16 protein-coding genes, 1 tRNA gene and 1 riboswitch are annotated in these 16,641 nt (G+C 58.6%); of the genes, 10 read left to right on the forward strand and 7 right to left on the reverse strand.

Annotated elements, in window-relative coordinates:
* The first annotated feature begins 23 nt into the window (after positions 1 to 23).
* The 8 genes from PY311_RS02205 (at position 24) to PY311_RS02240 (ending at position 8,161) form a co-directional block, all read left to right on the forward strand.
* Entirely contained in the window at positions 24 to 872 is an 849-nt protein-coding gene (locus PY311_RS02205) for a DNA polymerase III delta subunit-related protein (RefSeq protein ID WP_286147043.1), read from the forward strand.
* Positions 873 to 877: 5 nt separating this feature from the next.
* Positions 878 to 2,164 carry a PSP1 domain-containing protein gene (locus PY311_RS12765; RefSeq protein WP_286147068.1) on the forward strand — a complete coding sequence of 429 codons (1,287 nt, stop codon included), beginning with the start codon at positions 878 to 880 and terminating at the stop codon, positions 2,162 to 2,164.
* A gap of 68 nt (positions 2,165 to 2,232) precedes the next feature.
* Positions 2,233 to 3,075 (forward strand): HAD-IIB family hydrolase, encoded by an 843-nt coding sequence (locus tag PY311_RS02215; protein ID WP_286147044.1) that lies wholly within the window; start codon positions 2,233 to 2,235, stop codon positions 3,073 to 3,075.
* Between the two features lie 41 nt (positions 3,076 to 3,116).
* Positions 3,117 to 3,232, forward strand: a riboswitch (TPP riboswitch).
* 58 nt (positions 3,233 to 3,290) lie between these two features.
* The gene (thiT, locus tag PY311_RS02220; protein ID WP_286147045.1) at positions 3,291 to 3,863 is read left to right on the forward strand and encodes an energy-coupled thiamine transporter ThiT; all 573 of its coding nucleotides are present in this window, start codon (positions 3,291 to 3,293) and stop codon (positions 3,861 to 3,863) included.
* A gap of 485 nt (positions 3,864 to 4,348) precedes the next feature.
* Positions 4,349 to 6,979 carry a pyruvate, phosphate dikinase gene (gene ppdK, locus PY311_RS02225; RefSeq protein ID WP_286147046.1) on the forward strand — a complete coding sequence of 877 codons (2,631 nt, stop codon included), beginning with the start codon at positions 4,349 to 4,351 and terminating at the stop codon, positions 6,977 to 6,979.
* Positions 6,980 to 7,112: 133 nt separating this feature from the next.
* Entirely contained in the window at positions 7,113 to 7,403 is a 291-nt protein-coding gene (locus PY311_RS02230; protein ID WP_286147047.1) for a hypothetical protein, read from the forward strand.
* Positions 7,404 to 7,405: 2 nt separating this feature from the next.
* A complete protein-coding gene (locus PY311_RS02235; protein WP_286147048.1) occupies positions 7,406 to 7,696 on the forward strand; it encodes a YdeI/OmpD-associated family protein in 291 nt (96 codons plus the stop codon).
* Between the two features lie 15 nt (positions 7,697 to 7,711).
* Complete coding sequence (locus PY311_RS02240) at positions 7,712 to 8,161, forward strand: zinc ribbon domain-containing protein (protein ID WP_434059925.1); 450 nt, start codon at positions 7,712 to 7,714, stop codon at positions 8,159 to 8,161.
* A 503-nt stretch (positions 8,162 to 8,664) separates the two neighbouring features.
* On the opposite strand, the gene PY311_RS02245 is transcribed toward PY311_RS02240, so the two are convergent.
* The 3 genes from PY311_RS02245 to PY311_RS02255 all read right to left on the reverse strand — a co-directional run bounded on the left by PY311_RS02245 (position 8,665) and on the right by PY311_RS02255 (position 10,937).
* Positions 8,665 to 9,090, reverse strand: a complete 426-nt coding sequence (locus PY311_RS02245; protein WP_286147050.1) for a flavodoxin — start codon at positions 9,088 to 9,090, stop codon at positions 8,665 to 8,667.
* A gap of 59 nt (positions 9,091 to 9,149) precedes the next feature.
* Positions 9,150 to 9,704, reverse strand: a complete 555-nt coding sequence (locus PY311_RS02250) for a DUF3793 family protein (protein ID WP_286147051.1) — start codon at positions 9,702 to 9,704, stop codon at positions 9,150 to 9,152.
* A gap of 246 nt (positions 9,705 to 9,950) precedes the next feature.
* A complete protein-coding gene (locus tag PY311_RS02255) occupies positions 9,951 to 10,937 on the reverse strand; it encodes a helix-turn-helix transcriptional regulator (protein ID WP_286147052.1) in 987 nt (328 codons plus the stop codon).
* A 326-nt stretch (positions 10,938 to 11,263) separates the two neighbouring features.
* Between PY311_RS02255 and brnQ the strand changes: the two genes are divergently transcribed.
* Positions 11,264 to 12,616, forward strand: a complete 1,353-nt coding sequence (gene brnQ, locus PY311_RS02260; RefSeq protein WP_286147053.1) for a branched-chain amino acid transport system II carrier protein — start codon at positions 11,264 to 11,266, stop codon at positions 12,614 to 12,616.
* Positions 12,617 to 12,816: 200 nt separating this feature from the next.
* A tRNA-Arg gene (locus PY311_RS02265) sits at positions 12,817 to 12,893 on the forward strand.
* Positions 12,894 to 13,203: 310 nt separating this feature from the next.
* Here PY311_RS02265 and acrA read toward each other — a convergent pair.
* The 4 genes from acrA to PY311_RS02285 all read right to left on the reverse strand — a co-directional run.
* Complete coding sequence (gene acrA, locus PY311_RS02270) at positions 13,204 to 14,313, reverse strand: acryloyl-CoA reductase electron transfer subunit beta (RefSeq protein ID WP_286147054.1); 1,110 nt, start codon at positions 14,311 to 14,313, stop codon at positions 13,204 to 13,206.
* Positions 14,314 to 14,329: 16 nt separating this feature from the next.
* A complete protein-coding gene (acrB, locus tag PY311_RS02275) occupies positions 14,330 to 15,130 on the reverse strand; it encodes an acryloyl-CoA reductase electron transfer subunit gamma (protein ID WP_286147055.1) in 801 nt (266 codons plus the stop codon).
* 15 nt (positions 15,131 to 15,145) lie between these two features.
* The gene (locus PY311_RS02280; protein ID WP_286147056.1) at positions 15,146 to 16,285 is read right to left on the reverse strand and encodes an acyl-CoA dehydrogenase; all 1,140 of its coding nucleotides are present in this window, start codon (positions 16,283 to 16,285) and stop codon (positions 15,146 to 15,148) included.
* A 220-nt stretch (positions 16,286 to 16,505) separates the two neighbouring features.
* Positions 16,506 to 16,641: 4-hydroxyphenylacetate 3-hydroxylase C-terminal domain-containing protein (locus PY311_RS02285; RefSeq protein WP_286147069.1), on the reverse strand; the 136-nt coding region annotated here is incomplete at its 5' end.

Genomic DNA, 16,641 nt, shown 5'->3' on the forward strand with positions numbered 1-16,641 from the left:
GTAAGGCCGGAAGGAGGGCGCGGATGGAGCTGTTCAATGACCCGGCGGCCCGCCGGATACGGGAGGCCGCGGACCGGGGCACACTGTCCCACGCGCTGCTGTTTTCCGGCAGCGGGGACCGGCTCTCCGCCGCCCGGTTCGCCGCCGCCGCCATGGAGTGCCAGAGCGGCCGGGGCCGCCCCTGCGGCGCCTGCGCCGCCTGCCGCAAGGTCTTTGCCGATATTCACCCGGATGTTGTCACCGTCCGGGACGAGGCCCACAAGAACCTGTCGGTGGACACGATTCGCCAGATGCGCGCGGACGCCTACGTGCAGCCCAACGAGGGGGCGCGGAAGGTGTACATCTTCCCGGACTGCGGGATTTTAACGGAGCAGGACCAGAACGTCCTTTTGAAGCTGGTGGAGGAGGGGCCGCCCTATGCGGCCTTCCTGTTCTGCGCGGAAAATCCCTCCGTGGTTTTGCAGACGCTTCGTTCCCGGTGCGTGGAGCTGAAGCTCCGTCCGGCGGGAGAGACCGGGGACGCGCCGCCGGAGAGCGGGCGGGAGCTGTGCCGCCTGCTGGCGGAGGGTAAGCGCGGCTCCGTGACGGAGCTGATGGTCCGGCTGGAGAAAAAGAGGACGGATCGGGACGCGCTCTCCGCGCTGCTGGACGGGAGCCGGCACATTTTAGCTGCCGCGCTGCTGGCGCTTTACGGCAAGCCGCCGGAGGGACCGGACGCGGAGCTGTGCCGCCAGCTTGGCCGGCGTCTTGGCAGACAAAAGCTCATCAATACGATTCAAATGCTACAAACATACCGGGGGGCCTGTGCCTACAATGTGGGCGTCAGCCATGTGCTGGGGGCTCTGGCGGTGGAATTGGAGGAACTCCTTTGACTGAAGTGATCAGCGTCCGCTTTCGTGGCGGCTGCAAGAATTATGACTTTGACCCCAAGGGTATGCAGGTGAAAATGGGGGATCAGGTCATTGTGGAAACGGCGCAGGGGCCGGAGTTCGGCACCTGCACACAGGGAAATCATGACATTGCGGACGAGGCTGTTGTGCAGCCCTTGTGCGCGGTGCTGCGGCTGGCAACGGACGCCGACCGCCGCACGGTGGAGTATAACCGCAAAAAGGAAAGCGACGCCTTTGACATCTGCGAGAAAAAGATCGCCGCTCACGGTCTGGAGATGAAGCTGGTGAACGTCTCCGCCAGCTTTGACGGAAGTAAGATCATTTTCTTCTTCACCGCCGATGGGCGGGTGGACTTCCGGGAGCTGGTGCGGGATCTTGCCAGCGTATTCCGGGCCCGCATTGAGCTGCGGCAGATCGGCGTCCGGGACGAGGCGAAGATGGTGGGCGGTCTTGGCATCTGCGGGCGGCCCTTCTGCTGCTCTCAGTTTTTAAACGGCTTCCTGCCGGTGTCCATCAAAATGGCCAAGACCCAGAACCTCAGCCTGAATCCCACAAAAATTTCCGGTACCTGCGGGCGGCTGATGTGCTGCCTGAAATACGAGCAGAACGCCTATGAGGACGCCCAGAAGCGGATGCCAAAGCAGGAGTCCTTTGTCCAGACACCGGATGGTCCCGGCAACGTGAAGTCCGTGGACCTGCTGCGGGAGACCGTGAAGGTCAGTCTGGACAGCGCGCCGGAGACCCAGAAGTGCTATCATAACTGCGAGCTTTGCGTGCTCCGCAACGGCAAGGGCAGCCGGGAGGGAATTGAAATTCCGGCCCAGCGTCCTGCCCGATACGTGGAGGAGCAGACGGAGGAGCTGCCGGTGCCGGTGCTCACCTCGGCCTTTGAAGACAGGACCCTCCCGGAGCGGCCCGCGCCGGTACGGGAACGGCCTGTCGGCGAGGAGGACGCAGAGGGCGGAGAGAACAGGAATCGCCGCCGCCACCGGGGCGGACGCCGCAGAAACGGCGGCGAGGCTTCGAATGCGGGCGAAGCTACGCGCCGGGAGCCGCCCAAGTCCGTTGCCGGACAGAGCGCGGAGCGGGGCCCCAGACCCCAGCGTCCCCGGCAGGAGCGTCCCAATAAGACGCAGCCGCGGGAAAACGCCGCGCCGGTAAGCGAGCCGAGAGCCCCGCAGGAGGGCGGCGAGAGCAAGAACCGCCGGCGTCACCGGGGCGGACGCCGCCATCGGGGCGGAAACGGCGGAGCGGGAACGCCCACCGCTGAATAAGGCTGCGGATATGATCTCAGGCGGAGCGGAATTGTTTCCGCTCCGCCTGCTTTTAGAGAGGAGAGTTTATGGGGAAATTTGAAGATGTGCTGCTGGCCAGCGATTTTGACAATACGATTTTGAATACGGAGCGTCCCCGCCGCACAGGCGGTCCTATTCCGCCGGTCTCTCAGGGGAACCTTACGGCTATCCGCTATTTTATGGCGGAGGGCGGCCGCTTTGCCGTGGCCACCGGCCGGGCGCTGCCGGCGTTCCGGATGTTTGCGGACAAGGTGCCGATGAACGCCCCGGCCATCGTGTGCAACGGCGCGGCGCTGTATGACTTTGAAGCGGAGACCTATTTGGATAGCATTCTGCTGCCGGAGGAGGTCCGGGCACAGGGACAGGCGGTGCTGGACCGCTTTCCCACCGCGGCGGCGGAGGCGTATCATCTGGACAATGTGATTCATGCCGTGCGGCCCAATGAATTTACCCGGCAGCACCAGCACGTGACCCATGCCGGTGTGGAGGCGGTGGATGACCTGTGGGCTGTGCCGCTGCCGCTGGTGAAGCTCATGTTCGAGGATGAGCACACCCGGCTGCTGCCGCTGCGGGACTGGATATTTGCCCAGTCGTGGAGCGAGCGCTACGAGGTGTTCTTCTCCAATCCGACGCTGCTGGAGGTCACCGGAAAAGGGGCCGGAAAGGGTGCGATGGTCCGGCGTCTGGCTGCACGGCTGGGGATTTCCATGGCGCATACCTACTGCGTTGGGGACGAGGCCAATGACCTCTCCATGCTCCAGGCGGCGGCGGAGGGCTTTGCCCCCGGCAACTGCGCCGAGGCGGTGCGGCAGAGCGGCGCCACGCTGGTGGTGGACTGCGACCACGATACGCTGGCTGACGTGGTTTCAATTTTGGACAGCCGCTATTGACAAACCGCCGCTATCTGCTATAATTCAGCTTGACCGCAGACAACTGAACACAGGGGCGCTGGATGCGAAATCCGGCTGAGATGCAGGGCTATGACCGCCCTCTGTCCCTTGACCTGATCCGGGTAATGCCGGCGTAGGAAGTGGATATACTGTCTTTCCGTACCGCAAGCCCGTTTAAGTGGCCTGCGGTACTTTTTTCTTAGGAGGGACTTTTTATGTCCGCAAATTCTTCCGCTTCTCATCTGAAAATCCGGATGCTGTGCGAGGGCGCCATGATGGTGGCGCTGGCACAGGTGCTCAGCTACATCAAGCTGATGGAGTTGCCCAACGGCGGCTCCCTGACCCCGGCCATGTTCCCCATTCTGCTGTTTGCCGTTCGTTGGGGCCTTGCGCCGGGGCTGATGGCCGGCTTTACCTTCGGCCTGCTCCAGCTCATTTTTGACGGCGCTTACGCATGGGGCTGGCAGTCCATGCTGCTGGATTATCTGGTGGCGTTTACTCCGCTGGGCCTTGCGGGACTGTTCAAGGGCAAAAAATGGGGCATTTTCGTGGGGACGATTGTGGGCTGCTTCTTTCGGTTTGTGGTCCACTATATCAGCGGCGTGACCATCTATAAGATTTTGGCACCCACGGAGTTCATGAAGTGGACGTTCACCAGCCCCTCCGCCTACTCTATCGTCTATAACGGCTCCTATATGCTGCCGAACACCATCATCGCGCTGGTGCTGGCCGCCATGCTGTATAAGCCTCTGAAGAAATACATTCTCGGTCAGGACCTTGCGAAATAAAAGAAAGCGGCGGCCCGTGACAAAGCCTGAAAAACTTTTGCTGCCGATAAAGGGATGAATTTCTCAAAGCGGTAGGAAGGGTTTCCCACACCATTTAAATCAGTAAATTTGAGAGCTCTCAAATTTGTTCAGCGGGGCGAAAAGAATTTTTCGACATGCTGAGGCGGCCTGCGGGCCGCCGCTTTTTTTCGCTTTTTTGCCGATTTTTCCAAACCGCAGAGATGAGAAACCGGAGGCGATTTTGCGCGGCATTTGTGGTAATTTTCATATATGTACGGGGAAAACGATTGTCTCTTTAGCGAAAACGATTAAATAAACGTATAAATCTTGTCAATTATATTGATTGTTTTTTTATGCATAATCCACTATAATATGGAATGGCTATTCGAGACCGACGGCCCGCCATTTCCGCTGTCCCGGCTTGTTCCAACGGCCTCATATTTGCTTATTCTGCCTTCCGAGGCAAAAAACGAAGGAGAGAATCCATGAGCAAGAAGTATTGTTACCTGTTCACCGAGGGCAACGCCAATATGCGCGAGCTGCTGGGCGGCAAGGGCGCGAATCTGGCTGAGATGACCAACATCGGCCTGCCTGTGCCTCAGGGCTTCACCATTACCACCGAGGCCTGCACCCAGTATTATGAGGATGGCCGCCAGATCAATGACGAGATTTTCGCCGAGATCATGGAATATATTGAAAAAATGGAGAAGATCACCGGCAAGAAGTTCGGCGACCATGAAAATCCCCTGCTGGTCTCCGTGCGCTCCGGCGCCCGGGCCTCCATGCCCGGCATGATGGACACTATCCTGAACCTCGGTCTGAACGAGGAGGTGGTGGACGTCATCGCCAAGAAGTCCAACAACCCCCGCTGGGCTTGGGACTGCTACCGCCGCTTTATCCAGATGTACTCCGACGTTGTGATGGAAGTCGGCAAGAAATACTTCGAGCAGCTCATTGACGAGATGAAGGTCAAGAAGGGCGTCACGCAGGACGTGGAGCTTACCGCCGAGGACCTCAAGGAGCTGGCCGGTCAGTTCAAGGCCGAGTATAAGTCCAAGATCGGCGAGGAGTTCCCCACCGACCCCAAGGAGCAGCTGATGGGCGCCATCAAGGCCGTGTTCCGCTCCTGGGATAACCCCCGCGCCAACGTTTACCGCCGGGATAATGACATCCCCTATTCCTGGGGCACCGCTGTCAACGTTCAGTCCATGGCCTTCGGCAACATGGGCGATGACTGCGGCACCGGCGTTGCCTTTACCCGTAACCCCGCCACCGGCGAGAAGAAACTCATGGGTGAGTTCCTGACCAACGCCCAGGGCGAGGATGTTGTGGCCGGCGTCCGCACCCCCATGCCCATTGCCGAGATGGCTGAAAAGTTCCCCGAGGCGTTCAAGCAGTTCCAGGAGGTCTGCAAGACGCTGGAGGATCACTACCGGGATATGCAGGATATGGAGTTTACCGTGGAGCACGGCAAGCTGTATATGCTCCAGACCCGCAACGGCAAGCGCACTCCCGCTGCCGCACTGAAGATCGCCTGTGACCTTGTGGACGAGGGCATGATCGATGAGAAGAAGGCCGTGGCCATGATCGAGCCCCGCTCTCTGGACACGCTGCTGCACCCCCAGTTTGATGCCAAGGTGCTCAAGACCACCCCGGTTATCGGCAAGGCACTGCCTGCCTCTCCCGGCGCTGCCTGCGGCAAGATCGTCTTTACCGCTGAGGACGCCAAGGAGTGGGCCGAGCGCGGCGAGAAGGTGGTTCTGGTCCGTCTGGAGACCTCTCCCGAGGATATCGAGGGTATGAAGGCCGCTCAGGGCATCCTGACCGTCCGCGGCGGCATGACCTCTCATGCGGCCGTTGTGGCCCGCGGCATGGGTAAGTGCTGCGTGTCCGGCTGCGGCGACATCAAGATGGACGAGGAAAATAAAAAGTTCGATTTGGCCGGCAAGACGTTCCACGAGGGCGACTGGCTGAGCATTGACGGTTCTACCGGCAATATCTATGACGGCGCTGTGCCCACCACCGATGCCACCATTGGCGGTGAGTTCGGCCGGGTCATGGGCTGGGCGGACAAGTATCGCCGCCTGAAGGTCCGCACCAACGCGGATACGCCTCATGACGCCGCGCAGGCCCGCACCTTCGGCGCGCAGGGCATCGGCCTGTGCCGCACGGAGCACATGTTCTTCAACGAGGACCGCATTCCCGCCATCCGCCGCATGATCTGCTCCGACACCGTGGAGCAGCGCGAGGCCGCGCTGGCCATTCTGGAGCCCATGCAGCAGAGCGACTTTGAGGGCATCTATGAGGCCATGGAGGGCTGCCCCGTCACCATCCGCTTCCTCGATCCCCCGCTGCACGAGTTCGTTCCCACCGAGGAGGCCGACATTGAAAAGCTGGCCCACGATATGGGTAAGACCGTGACCGAGATTAAGAACATCATTGCCGGTCTTCATGAGTTCAACCCCATGATGGGTCACCGCGGCTGCCGTTTGGACGTCACCTATCCCGAGATCGCTGTGATGCAGACCAAGGCCATCATCAAGGCCGCGCTGGCCGTGCAGGCCCGTCATCCTGAGTGGACCATGGTCCCTGAGATCATGATTCCGCTGGTGGGCGAGGTCAAGGAGCTGAAGTATGTTAAGGATATCGTGGTCAAGACTGCGGACGAGTTGATCAAGGCCGCCGGCTCCGACATGAAGTATCTGGTAGGTACCATGATCGAAATTCCCCGCGCCGCGCTGACTGCCGATGAGATTGCCACGGAGGCCGACTTCTTCTCCTTCGGCACCAACGATCTGACGCAGATGACCTTCGGTTTCAGCCGTGACGATGCCGGCAAGTTCCTCGGCGCTTACTACGATAAGAAGATCTACGAGAACGATCCCTTCGCCAAGCTGGACCAGAAGGGCGTCGGCAAGCTGGTGGATATGGCCTGCAAGCTGGGCCGCGGCGTGAACCCGGAGCTGCATCTGGGTATCTGCGGCGAGCACGGCGGCGACCCCTCCTCTGTGGAGTTCTGCCACCGGGTCGGCTTGGACTATGTGTCCTGCTCTCCCTTCCGGGTGCCCATCGCCCGCCTCGCCGCCGCACAGGCTGCCATCAAGGAGATGGCGTAAACGTCTGTTCCGGCATCACAACAGCATTTCGCGGGATATTCCCGATAAGCGCAAGCACCCGGCCATGGCCGGGTGCTTGCGCTTTACTTGGAGGCGTGATAGGATAAAAAAGAACATATAAAAATGCTTGTTTGTGGAGGTAATAGGGAATGAAAACACTGTTATTACAATGATTGTGGTATTTGCATTAGTCATTGGGCCGCTCAGTGGTGTGTGGAACCTGCTCTTGTCTCGTATTGTTGGCGGCGGAGCCCATGAAACCTTTTTTTATCCGATTTACGGTGGAATCATTCTTCTTTCAGGTCTTATTGTTTTTTGTACTGAGCTTATTTTAGAAGAAATCAGGTCATTAAAGGAGGACACAAAGGAAGACACGAAAGAACAAAGCAAAAAACACCGACAACTTACAGTGTGTGAAAGATAAATATGGACTTTAAGAATCTGCTGCCGGCTCAAAACCGGGAGGAGCTGCGGCAATGGCTATCGGAAAATTACAATAAGGAAAGCGAATGCTGGGTTGTGGTCAAGCGCGGATGTCCTGTGGACGATAGGGAGACCTTTTGGTACATCGATGCAGTGGAAGAAGCGATGTGCTTTGGCTGGATTGACAGCACAACAAAGAAAATGGATAACGGAATAGCCGCGCAAAGGCTGGCGCCGCGGCATGAAACAGCCGCAACCGGCAGTTGCTTGCAAAGAATGGGAAGTCTGTGGTAAGGTTTGAGTGAGGAGATGATATACGTGGACGCAAAAGAGACGCTTTATCACTTGAGGACGCAGAAGGGACTGTCGCAGGCTGAACTTGCGGAGAAAGTCTTTGTCACAAGACAGGCGGTGTCCCGCTGGGAAAGCGGGGAGACCACGCCGAACACGGAAACGCTGAAGCTGCTGTCAGCCCTGTTCGGTGTGTCCATCAATACGCTGCTGGGCTTGCCACGGCAGCTCCGGTGCCAATGCTGCGGAATGCCACTGGACGATTCTCTCACCAGCCGGGAGCCGGATGGTTCCTTTAATGAGGAATACTGCAAGTGGTGCTATGCCGATGGCGAATTCAAGTACAGTAGCAGGGAGCAGCTTATTGATTTCTGCGTGGAGCACATGGCGAGCACAGACTGGCCCGCGGAGCAGGTGCGGGCGCACATGGAGGCCGTGGTGCCGGAGCTGCGGCACTGGCAGAGATGATTTCAAGGGCGCAGCCCGGTTCATTGAACCGGGCTGCGCCCTTGCTTTGGCGGTCGAAAACCTTCATTGCGGCACAGTTCGACGTAAGACCGACCAAACACGCAGAAAGGCCCCGCCATACGGCGGGGCCTTTGAGACTGTCGGTAAAGTGATAAAATTTCTGCGGCGGTAAGGAAGGGTGTGCGCGGGAAACCCAAGAGGGGTGTCCTGCGTCATTGAAAACTTATTCAGCGTGTCAAAAAAACCTTTTCGACACGCAAAGGGCCCGCCATACGGCGGGCCCTTTTGTGAAAACATGGCATTTTCATGTCTGACCCCCAGCCCCATCCGGGTAGTCAGGCGGCGGAAGCGAAGGCTTCCGGCAGGGAAATTCAGGAAAGATAAGTTAGGAAAGATAGGAAATAGGAAAGATAGTTAGGAAATAGGATAGATAGGAAATTAGGAAGTGAGATTAAGATGGGAAATGAGAGATGTACATTCTTTAGGAGGTTAGAGAGGGTTGCTTATTCCGCCAGAGTCTTGCCCATGGCACGGCAAGAGGCCAGCGTATCATCGTCAGGAGCTTCCTGACAAATAATGCTGTCGCAGGCAAGGCTGACACCGGCATCGTCGCAGTTCTTTTCCCAAGAACGCATCCACTCGCCGTCACCCCAGCCGTAGGAGCCGAACAGAGCGACCTTCTTGCCGCCCAAGCTGTTCTTGCAGCTATCGAACATCGGCTCGAACTCCATCTCCTCCAGCACCTCGGAACCCATGGCGGGGCAGCCGAAGGCCACAGCGTCTACGCCGCTGAGGGTGGAACCGTTGACATCACCGGGCTCCAGCAGGGCGGCATCAGCGCCGGCCTCCTTCATGCCCTCCAGAACGGCCTCGGCCATCGCCTTGGTATTGCCGGTACCGCTCCAGTAAATGACTGCAGTTTTCTTCATACTTATGTTTCTCCTTTCTTGAGAGGTTGCCGATGGCCGAAGCCCCGGCGTTTGGTATATCAGACTGCCACAGCGAGCTGGTCGATGCTGGACCCGGCCCGCCAAAGAGCGCAGTAGATATCGGTGCATTTACGGAATTTTGTGAACAGGCTTTGCGCCAGCTCCACATCGCCGTAGACCTTCCACAGCCCCGCGCATTTGTAGTTCACGGCGTGGTTTTCAATGAACCCCCGGACATCCTGCGGCGGATAGCTGATGAACAATCCCACCTCATGCGGAAATTCGCCGCTTTCCCGGAAGCGTCTGACAAGGTACGCCACACACTGCTCACTGCCGTGAGCGGGGTAGCCTGCCTCATTCAAAAGCACCTCGGCCAGCCGGTCCCGAAGGTCCTGACGAAGCTCCGAGGGGCGGTAGAGATACAGCAACGCCGTGCGGTTTTCCCGGTAGCACAGAGGCAGCAGCCGCAGTCCCTTGGGAACCAAAATTCGGTTCAGGTCCCGAATGTCCGTGGTAAGCTCTGCCTTCGTTTCAAAGGAGACAGGGAAAATGGTGCCGGTTTTGATTCCAGCCAGCGTCGGCGCACATTGCCGCACCAGATTTTCCTCGGACATGGCGCTGCCTCCTTTCGCGTGGGTCCCGGGCACAGGCGTGCGCCGATGTGAGGAGCGCCGCCCATGCGGGAAGGGGCCTTGCAGTTAGATTAGTCTAACCGCTTGAGAAACAAGGGGGGGAACTGTTTCTCTATGTCCGTATCTTACCAGAGGAACCGGGGGCTATCCGCTCCAAAACGGCGGATACTGCTCCAAAACGTGAAATTTGGAAAATAAATTTAAAAAAGCCGGATATATCCCCGGTATTTAATCGGCGTCCGCATTGTGGAGCCGGGGGGCGCAGCTATCGTATTCGGCGCCGGAGCGGTATTCCCGGGGAGAGACGCCGATAACATCCCGGAATGCCTTGGCAAATTTGCTGGCGTTGTCATACCCAAACTGACCCGCAATATCCAGCACTGTGCGGTTCGTCTGCCGCAGCAGCTCCGCCGCGCCGTGCATCCGCTGCGCCCGGACGTAGGCGGCGGGGGACATTCCGTAGACCCCGGTAAAGCTGCTTTTGATCTGGGCGGCGGAAACGCCGAACCGCCGGGAGAGGGCCTGAAGCGTCATGGTCTGGTCCGGCTCCGAAAGCAGGCAGGTCCGTACCTGCCCGGCCAGCGTGACCTGTGCGGCGGTGCAGCCGTGGGGCGCCGGGGTACCGGCGGGGGAGAGGGTGCTGAGAAACAGCAGCAGCTCTAACAGCTTTACCTTTAGGTAGCCCTTGCGGCTGTCCTCCGGTACGGCGTACAGCTCGGAGAACACATGGCTCACCCGGCGGGAGGAGCGGGCGGCGAATACGGCGCCGCCGGGACACAGCTTTTCCATCAGCGCGGCAGGCCGCACCTCCACATCGCTGAGAATGCAGGACAGGCATTCCGGCGCGGCGGCGGGGTCAATGACCACGGCGATGCCGTGGTAATGACCGGTGGGGAAACGGCTCCCCTGCGGCAGCGAGGAGGAGCGAGCCACCACAAGGTCTCCCGGCGCCAGATAGAAATAGCGCCCGCTCTGCCGGTACTCTATGCGGCCCTCCAGGCAGTGATGAATCTCAAGGCGTTCTCCGGTGCCGCCCCGGTTTTCACGGCAGGTGTGGGCGTGAATGTCCCGGTAGATCAGCTCCATGCCGGGAAATACCGGGTAATGTGTTTCGGAGGCTTCTCCGCCGGACGCCTCCAGCCGCAGCAGATGGGGATCGGCAGGGCGGCGGCAGAGGGGCGCTTGGGGACGGGGAGAAAGACAGGGGGTATCCATGGTTGTCTCCTTTCAGGAAAAAGCAAGGTTCAAGAACTCTAACCGCAATCATAGCACAGCCGCGTCCCAAGTGCAAGTGGCGGTGGGTGTCTATACAAATTAAAAAATATATTTGTCCGTGAACAATGGATATAAATTTATGATTTTGCTTGCAATTTTACGAAAAGTGTAAAAATATGAGAACATTATATTTGCCTTTAACGCCAATAGCTGATATAATACCGCTATGCCGCAAAAGCGGCAGGATGGTTCGGTGCTCTGCCGGCCATTTACATTTTAGATGAAAAAGGAGAAGAAAAAATCATGAAAAAGGAGAGACACTACCTATGAAACACAAGCTGAGTTTTCGAGAGTATGTATACGTAGCCAGTATGCTGTTCGGTATGTTCTTTGGCGCGGGCAATCTGATCTTCCCGGTATATATGGGACAGGTAGCCGGCCGGAACGTATGGCCCGCCATTGCAGGATTTCTGGTAACAGGCGTGGGACTGCCTCTGCTGGGCGTAGCCGCTTTGGGCATCAGCCGCAGCAGCGGACTCTTTGAACTCAGCCGCAGGGTAGGCCGCCCCTATGCGTATTTCTTCACCTGTGCGCTTTACCTTACCATCGGGCCGTTTTTCGCGATTCCCCGGTGCGCCACCACCTCGTTTACTGTGGGCTTGGAGCAGATTTTGCCTCACAGTGACCGGAGCTGGCTGTACCTTCTGCTGTTTTCCGCGCTGTTTTTCGCGGCCACGCTGTATTTCTCTCTGCGGCCAGGTAAAATCCTCATCTATGTCGGCAAGGTGCTGACCCCCGGCTTTCTGGCCTTTTTGGCGGTGCTGATTCTGGTGACGCTGCTGAACCCCACCACCTCTATTTCCGCTGTGGAGCCGCAGGGCGCCTACGCCGCCCAGCCGTTTTTCACCGGCTTTTTAGAGGGCTACAACACCATGGACGCGCTGGCCAGCCTTGCCTTCGGCATCGTGGTGGTGCAGGTCATCCGTGATTTGGGTGTGGAGCAGCCGGAGGCCATTGCCATGACCACCGTTCGCTCCGGCGTGTTCAGCTGTGTGCTCATGGGCATTATTTACCTGTTGGTGACGATCATGGGCGTTCAGAGCCGGGGGGTGCTGGAGGCCGCGCCTAACGGCGGCGCTGCGCTGGCGCAGATCGCCCAGCATTATCTGGGCCGGGTCGGATTGCTGGTGCTGGCGGCCACTGTGACGCTGGCCTGCCTGAAAACGGCGGTGGGCTTGACAACCAGCTGCGCGGAGACCTTTGCGGGAATGTTCCCCAAGAGCCTTTCCTACCGGGGCTGGGTACTGCTGTTCTGTGGCGCGTCCTTCCTGTTTGCCAATGTGGGCCTCACCGCCATCATCACCTATGCTGTGCCGGTGCTGATGTTCCTGTACCCGCTGGCCATCATGTTGATTTTGCTGTCGCTGCTGGGGCGGTTCTTCGACTATGACCGGGCGGTCTATCGCTGGGTCATAGGGCTGACGCTGCCTGTGGCGCTGTATGATCTCCTTGCTGCGCTGCCGGAGGGCGCGTGGAACGCGCTGCGTTTGGACGGACTTCAGGCAGTGGTGCTGAAATACGTGCCGTTTGCCGGACTGGGCCTTGGGTGGATTTGCCCCGCGCTGTTGGGACTGGTCATCGGCCTGATTTTCCGGGCTGTCCGCCGGAAGCATACTTGAGCTTTGAACGAAATCGGCCCATCCGACCTCATGGTCGGATGGGCCGATTCTTGACAGCAGAGGGAAAATGAATTAAAATAAAAACCTGCTCGGACTGCAGCGGGACAGAACGGTATTTGCGTATGGGGCCCGACAGGATAGGGCGTCCGAACGCCTAAACACGAACCCGAGCGGATACCGCACCTTTGCTTTTTGTTAATGCCCCAATAGCTCAGTTGGATAGAGCGACTGCCTCCTAAGCAGTAGGCCGCTGGTTCGAATCCAGTTTGGGGTGCCAAAGTGGTGAAATTTGCTTATAACAAGCGAATTTCACCACTTTTATTTTAATCACAATAACGTGAGATGAAAACCCGGACTACCGTACCTTGTCCAATTTTGCGCCCCAATATCAGCTTTGGGTTCTGTCTATTTTCAGACGGGCACAAACAAGTGGAAGACCGAAGTGTTTTTTTCCGGCTTGAGGCAGACGTTTCGGGGTAAGCCTATACCATCGGCAGAGATGATGTCTCTATGTCCGGTAATGTTTCACGGAAGCGCAAAAAGGAGCGCCATCCGAAAGGATGGCGCTCTTTTAATTAGATTTCAGCTTACTTCGCGGCCTTGGCAGCCTTGATGGCCTCGATCAGCATGGGAGTGACCTTGAACAGGTCGCCGCAGATGCCGTAGTCAGCGATCTCAAAGATGGGAGCGGTGTCGTTCTTGTTGACGGCGATGATGCACTCGGAATCCTGCATACCAGCCTTGTGCTGGATGGCGCCGGAGATACCCAGAGCAACGTACACCTTGGGATGGACGGTCTTGCCGGTCTGACCCACCTGATGGTCGGCAGACAGCCAGCCGGAGTCAATGGTGGCACGGGAGCCGCCAACAACGCCGCCCAGGACCTCAGCCAGCTCCTCAGCCAGCTTGATGCCGCCCTCAACGTCCTTGGAAATGCCGCGGCCAACGGACACGATGTAATCGGCGCCGATGAGGTCCACCAGCTTCTTGGCGGCCTTCACCACCTCGGTAACGTCGGTGTGGATGTCCTCAGCAGTCAGAGTGAAGTTGGGCTTCACGATCTCAACAGCGTTGGCCTTGGCCTCGTCAAAGGCGTTCTTCTTCATAACGCCGGGACGGACAGTAGCCATGCAGGGACGGAAGCGGGGGCAGATGATGGTAGCCATCAGGTGACCGCCGAAAGCAGGACGGGTCATCTTCAGGTTACGGTCCTCCATATCCCACTTCATGGAGTCAACGTCCAGCGTGGAGCTCTCACGCAGGAACTGGATGTAGTTGGGCACATCCACGTCCAGGTGGGTGCAGTCAGCGCACAGGCCGGTGTGCAGACGGGCCGCGCAGCGGGGGCCCAGATCGCGGCCGATGTTGGTGGCGCCGATCAGGAAAGCCTCGGGCTTCAGGTCCTCGATCACGTCGCAGATGACCTTGGCGTAGGCGTCGGTGGTGTAGGTAGCCAGCAGGGGGCTCTCGCAGACAATGACCTTGTCGGCGCCGTAGCCGCCCAGCTCCTTAGCGGCGGACTCAATGCCCTCGCCGCCCAGCAGCAGACCGCACAGGTTCACGCCCAGCTCGTTGGCCAGGTCGCGGCCCTTGGAGATCAGCTCGAAATCGGTGGGCATCAGCTTGCCCTCGCGCTGCTCGCAGAACACCCATACATCCTTGAAAGCAGCGATATCAGCACTATTGAAATTAGACATTTTTCGTTCTCCTTCCTTAGATGATGTGCTTCTCGGCCAGAATGGAGGCCAGCTTCTCGCAGGTCTCCTTACCGTCGCCCTCCAGCATCATGCCGACACCCTTCTGGGGAGGCGTGAAGCTCTTGAAGATGTTGGTGGGAGAGCCCTTCAGGCCAATGGTGGTAGCATCGATCAGGGGATGATCCTTCAGGTCCTCATAGCCCAGAGTGGTCAGGGGCTTGCTGTAGGTAGACAGGATGCCGCCGATGGACATATAGCGGGGGTTGTTCAGCTCCTTGATGCAGGTCAGCAGGCAGGGAGTCTGGACCTTGATGGTCATGTAACCGTCCTCCAGCATACGCTTGACGGTGATGGTGTCGCCGTCCTTCTGGATGTCGGCAGCGTAGGTGACCTGAGGCAGGTGCAGCTTCTCAGCGATCTGGGGACCGACCTGAGCGGTATCGCCGTCGATGGCCTGACGGCCGCACATCACGATATCGTCCTTCTCAACACCCAGGGTGCTCAGAGCGGCGGCCAGAATCTGGGAGGTAGCGTAGGTATCGGAACCGCCGAACTCACGGGCGGAAACCAGCACGCCATCGTCAGCACCCATGGCCATCAGCTCACGCAGCATACCGGCAGCGGGAGGGGGGCCCATGGTGACAACGGTGACCTTGCAGCCGGTGGCGTCCTTGAGCTTCAGGGCGGCCTCAACGGCGTTCATGTCATCGGGGTTGGTGATGGTCTGCATGGAAGCACGGTTCAGGGTACCATCGGGATTGACGGCCACCTTGCCGGAGGTATCGGGTACCTGCTTGACACAAACATAAATCTTCATTTCGACTTCTCCTCCTTACAGGCCCATGTTGGCGGAGATGACGATACGCTGGACCTCGCTGGTACCCTCGTAGATCTCCGTGATCTTGGCGTCGCGCATCATGCGCTCCATGGGATAATCCTTGGTGTAGCCGTAGCCGCCGAACATCTGCAGCGCCTTGGTAGTGGTTTTCATGGCGTGCTCAGAGGTGAACAGCTTGGCCATGGCGGCCTCCTTGGTGTAGCGCTCGCCGGCGCCCTTCTTGATGGCGGCCTGATAGGTCAGCAGGCGGCCGGCCTCGCAGCCCAGCTCCATGTCGGCGAAGGTGAACTGGGTGTTCTGGAACTTGCTGATGGGCTTGCCGAACTGGACACGGCCCTTGGTGTAGGCTTTGGCCTCCTCCAGAGCACCCTCGGAAATACCCAGCGCCTGTGCGGCGATGCCGATACGGCCGCCATCCAGCGTCTGCATGGCAATGTTGAAGCCCTTGCCCTCGCGGCCCAGCATATTCTCCTTGGGGACGATCATGTCGGTAAAGACGATCTCAGCCGTGGGAGAGCCGTGCAGGCCCATCTTCTCCTCGTGCTTGCCGACGGAGAAGCCGGGGAAGGAGGACTCCACGATAAAGGCGGAAATGCCCTTGGTGCCCTTGGACTTATCGGTCATGGCGAAGACCACAAACACATCGGCCACATAGCCGTTGGTGATGAAGATCTTGGAGCCGTTCATCACATAGTGGTCGCCCACCAGCTTGGCCTCGGTCTGGCCCTTGGAGGCATCGGAACCGGCGTTGGGTTCGGTCAGGGCAAAGGCACCCACATGATGACCGGTGGTCAGCATGGGCAGATACTTGGCCTTCTGGGCCTCGGTGCCGTGAGTCAGGATGGGATCGCAGCACAGGCCGTTGTGCGTGGCCACGATGTCGCCAGTGGAGGCGCACTGCTTGGAGAGCTCCTCAATGCAGATGGCGCTGGCAAGAGGGTCGGCACCGCAGCCGCCGTACTCCTTGGGGACACACATACCCATCACACCCAGATCGAATAGCTTTTCGATGTTCTCACGGGGATACATAGTCTTGGCGTCAACCTCGGCAGCGATGGGCTTGACTTCGTTCTCGGTGAACTCAGCCATCATCTTCCGGATCAACAGATGCTCAGGGCTCAAATTGAAATCCATAATGCTTTCTCCTTTTATACAAATCTTGAAAAGGCTATATTGATATGTCGCAGGGACAGATATCGCGGTTTATATTTCGTTCTGACCGAGCTTTGCCCGGTCAGAACTCCACTGCCCGCCGAGCGACACGTCTGCTGTGCGGACGTGAGGGGGTTCAGCGGAGCCGCGTCAACGGCGCGGCGGAGTGTCTAAGGGGGATGCAATCCCCCTTAGAGGGTACTCAGTCGACGATGCCGGCAATATCCTTGGCAAGCTGCTTCTTGCCCTGAATGTTGCCCTGACGGGCGATCATGATGCGCTGGGCCTGGGGAGAACCGGCGCCGTGCATGGACTCAGTGCGGTAGCCAACGGCGGCA

This window comes from Neopoerus faecalis (assembly GCF_029218125.1).
Taxonomy (GTDB): Bacteria; Bacillota; Clostridia; order Oscillospirales; family Oscillospiraceae; genus Oscillibacter; species Oscillibacter faecalis_A.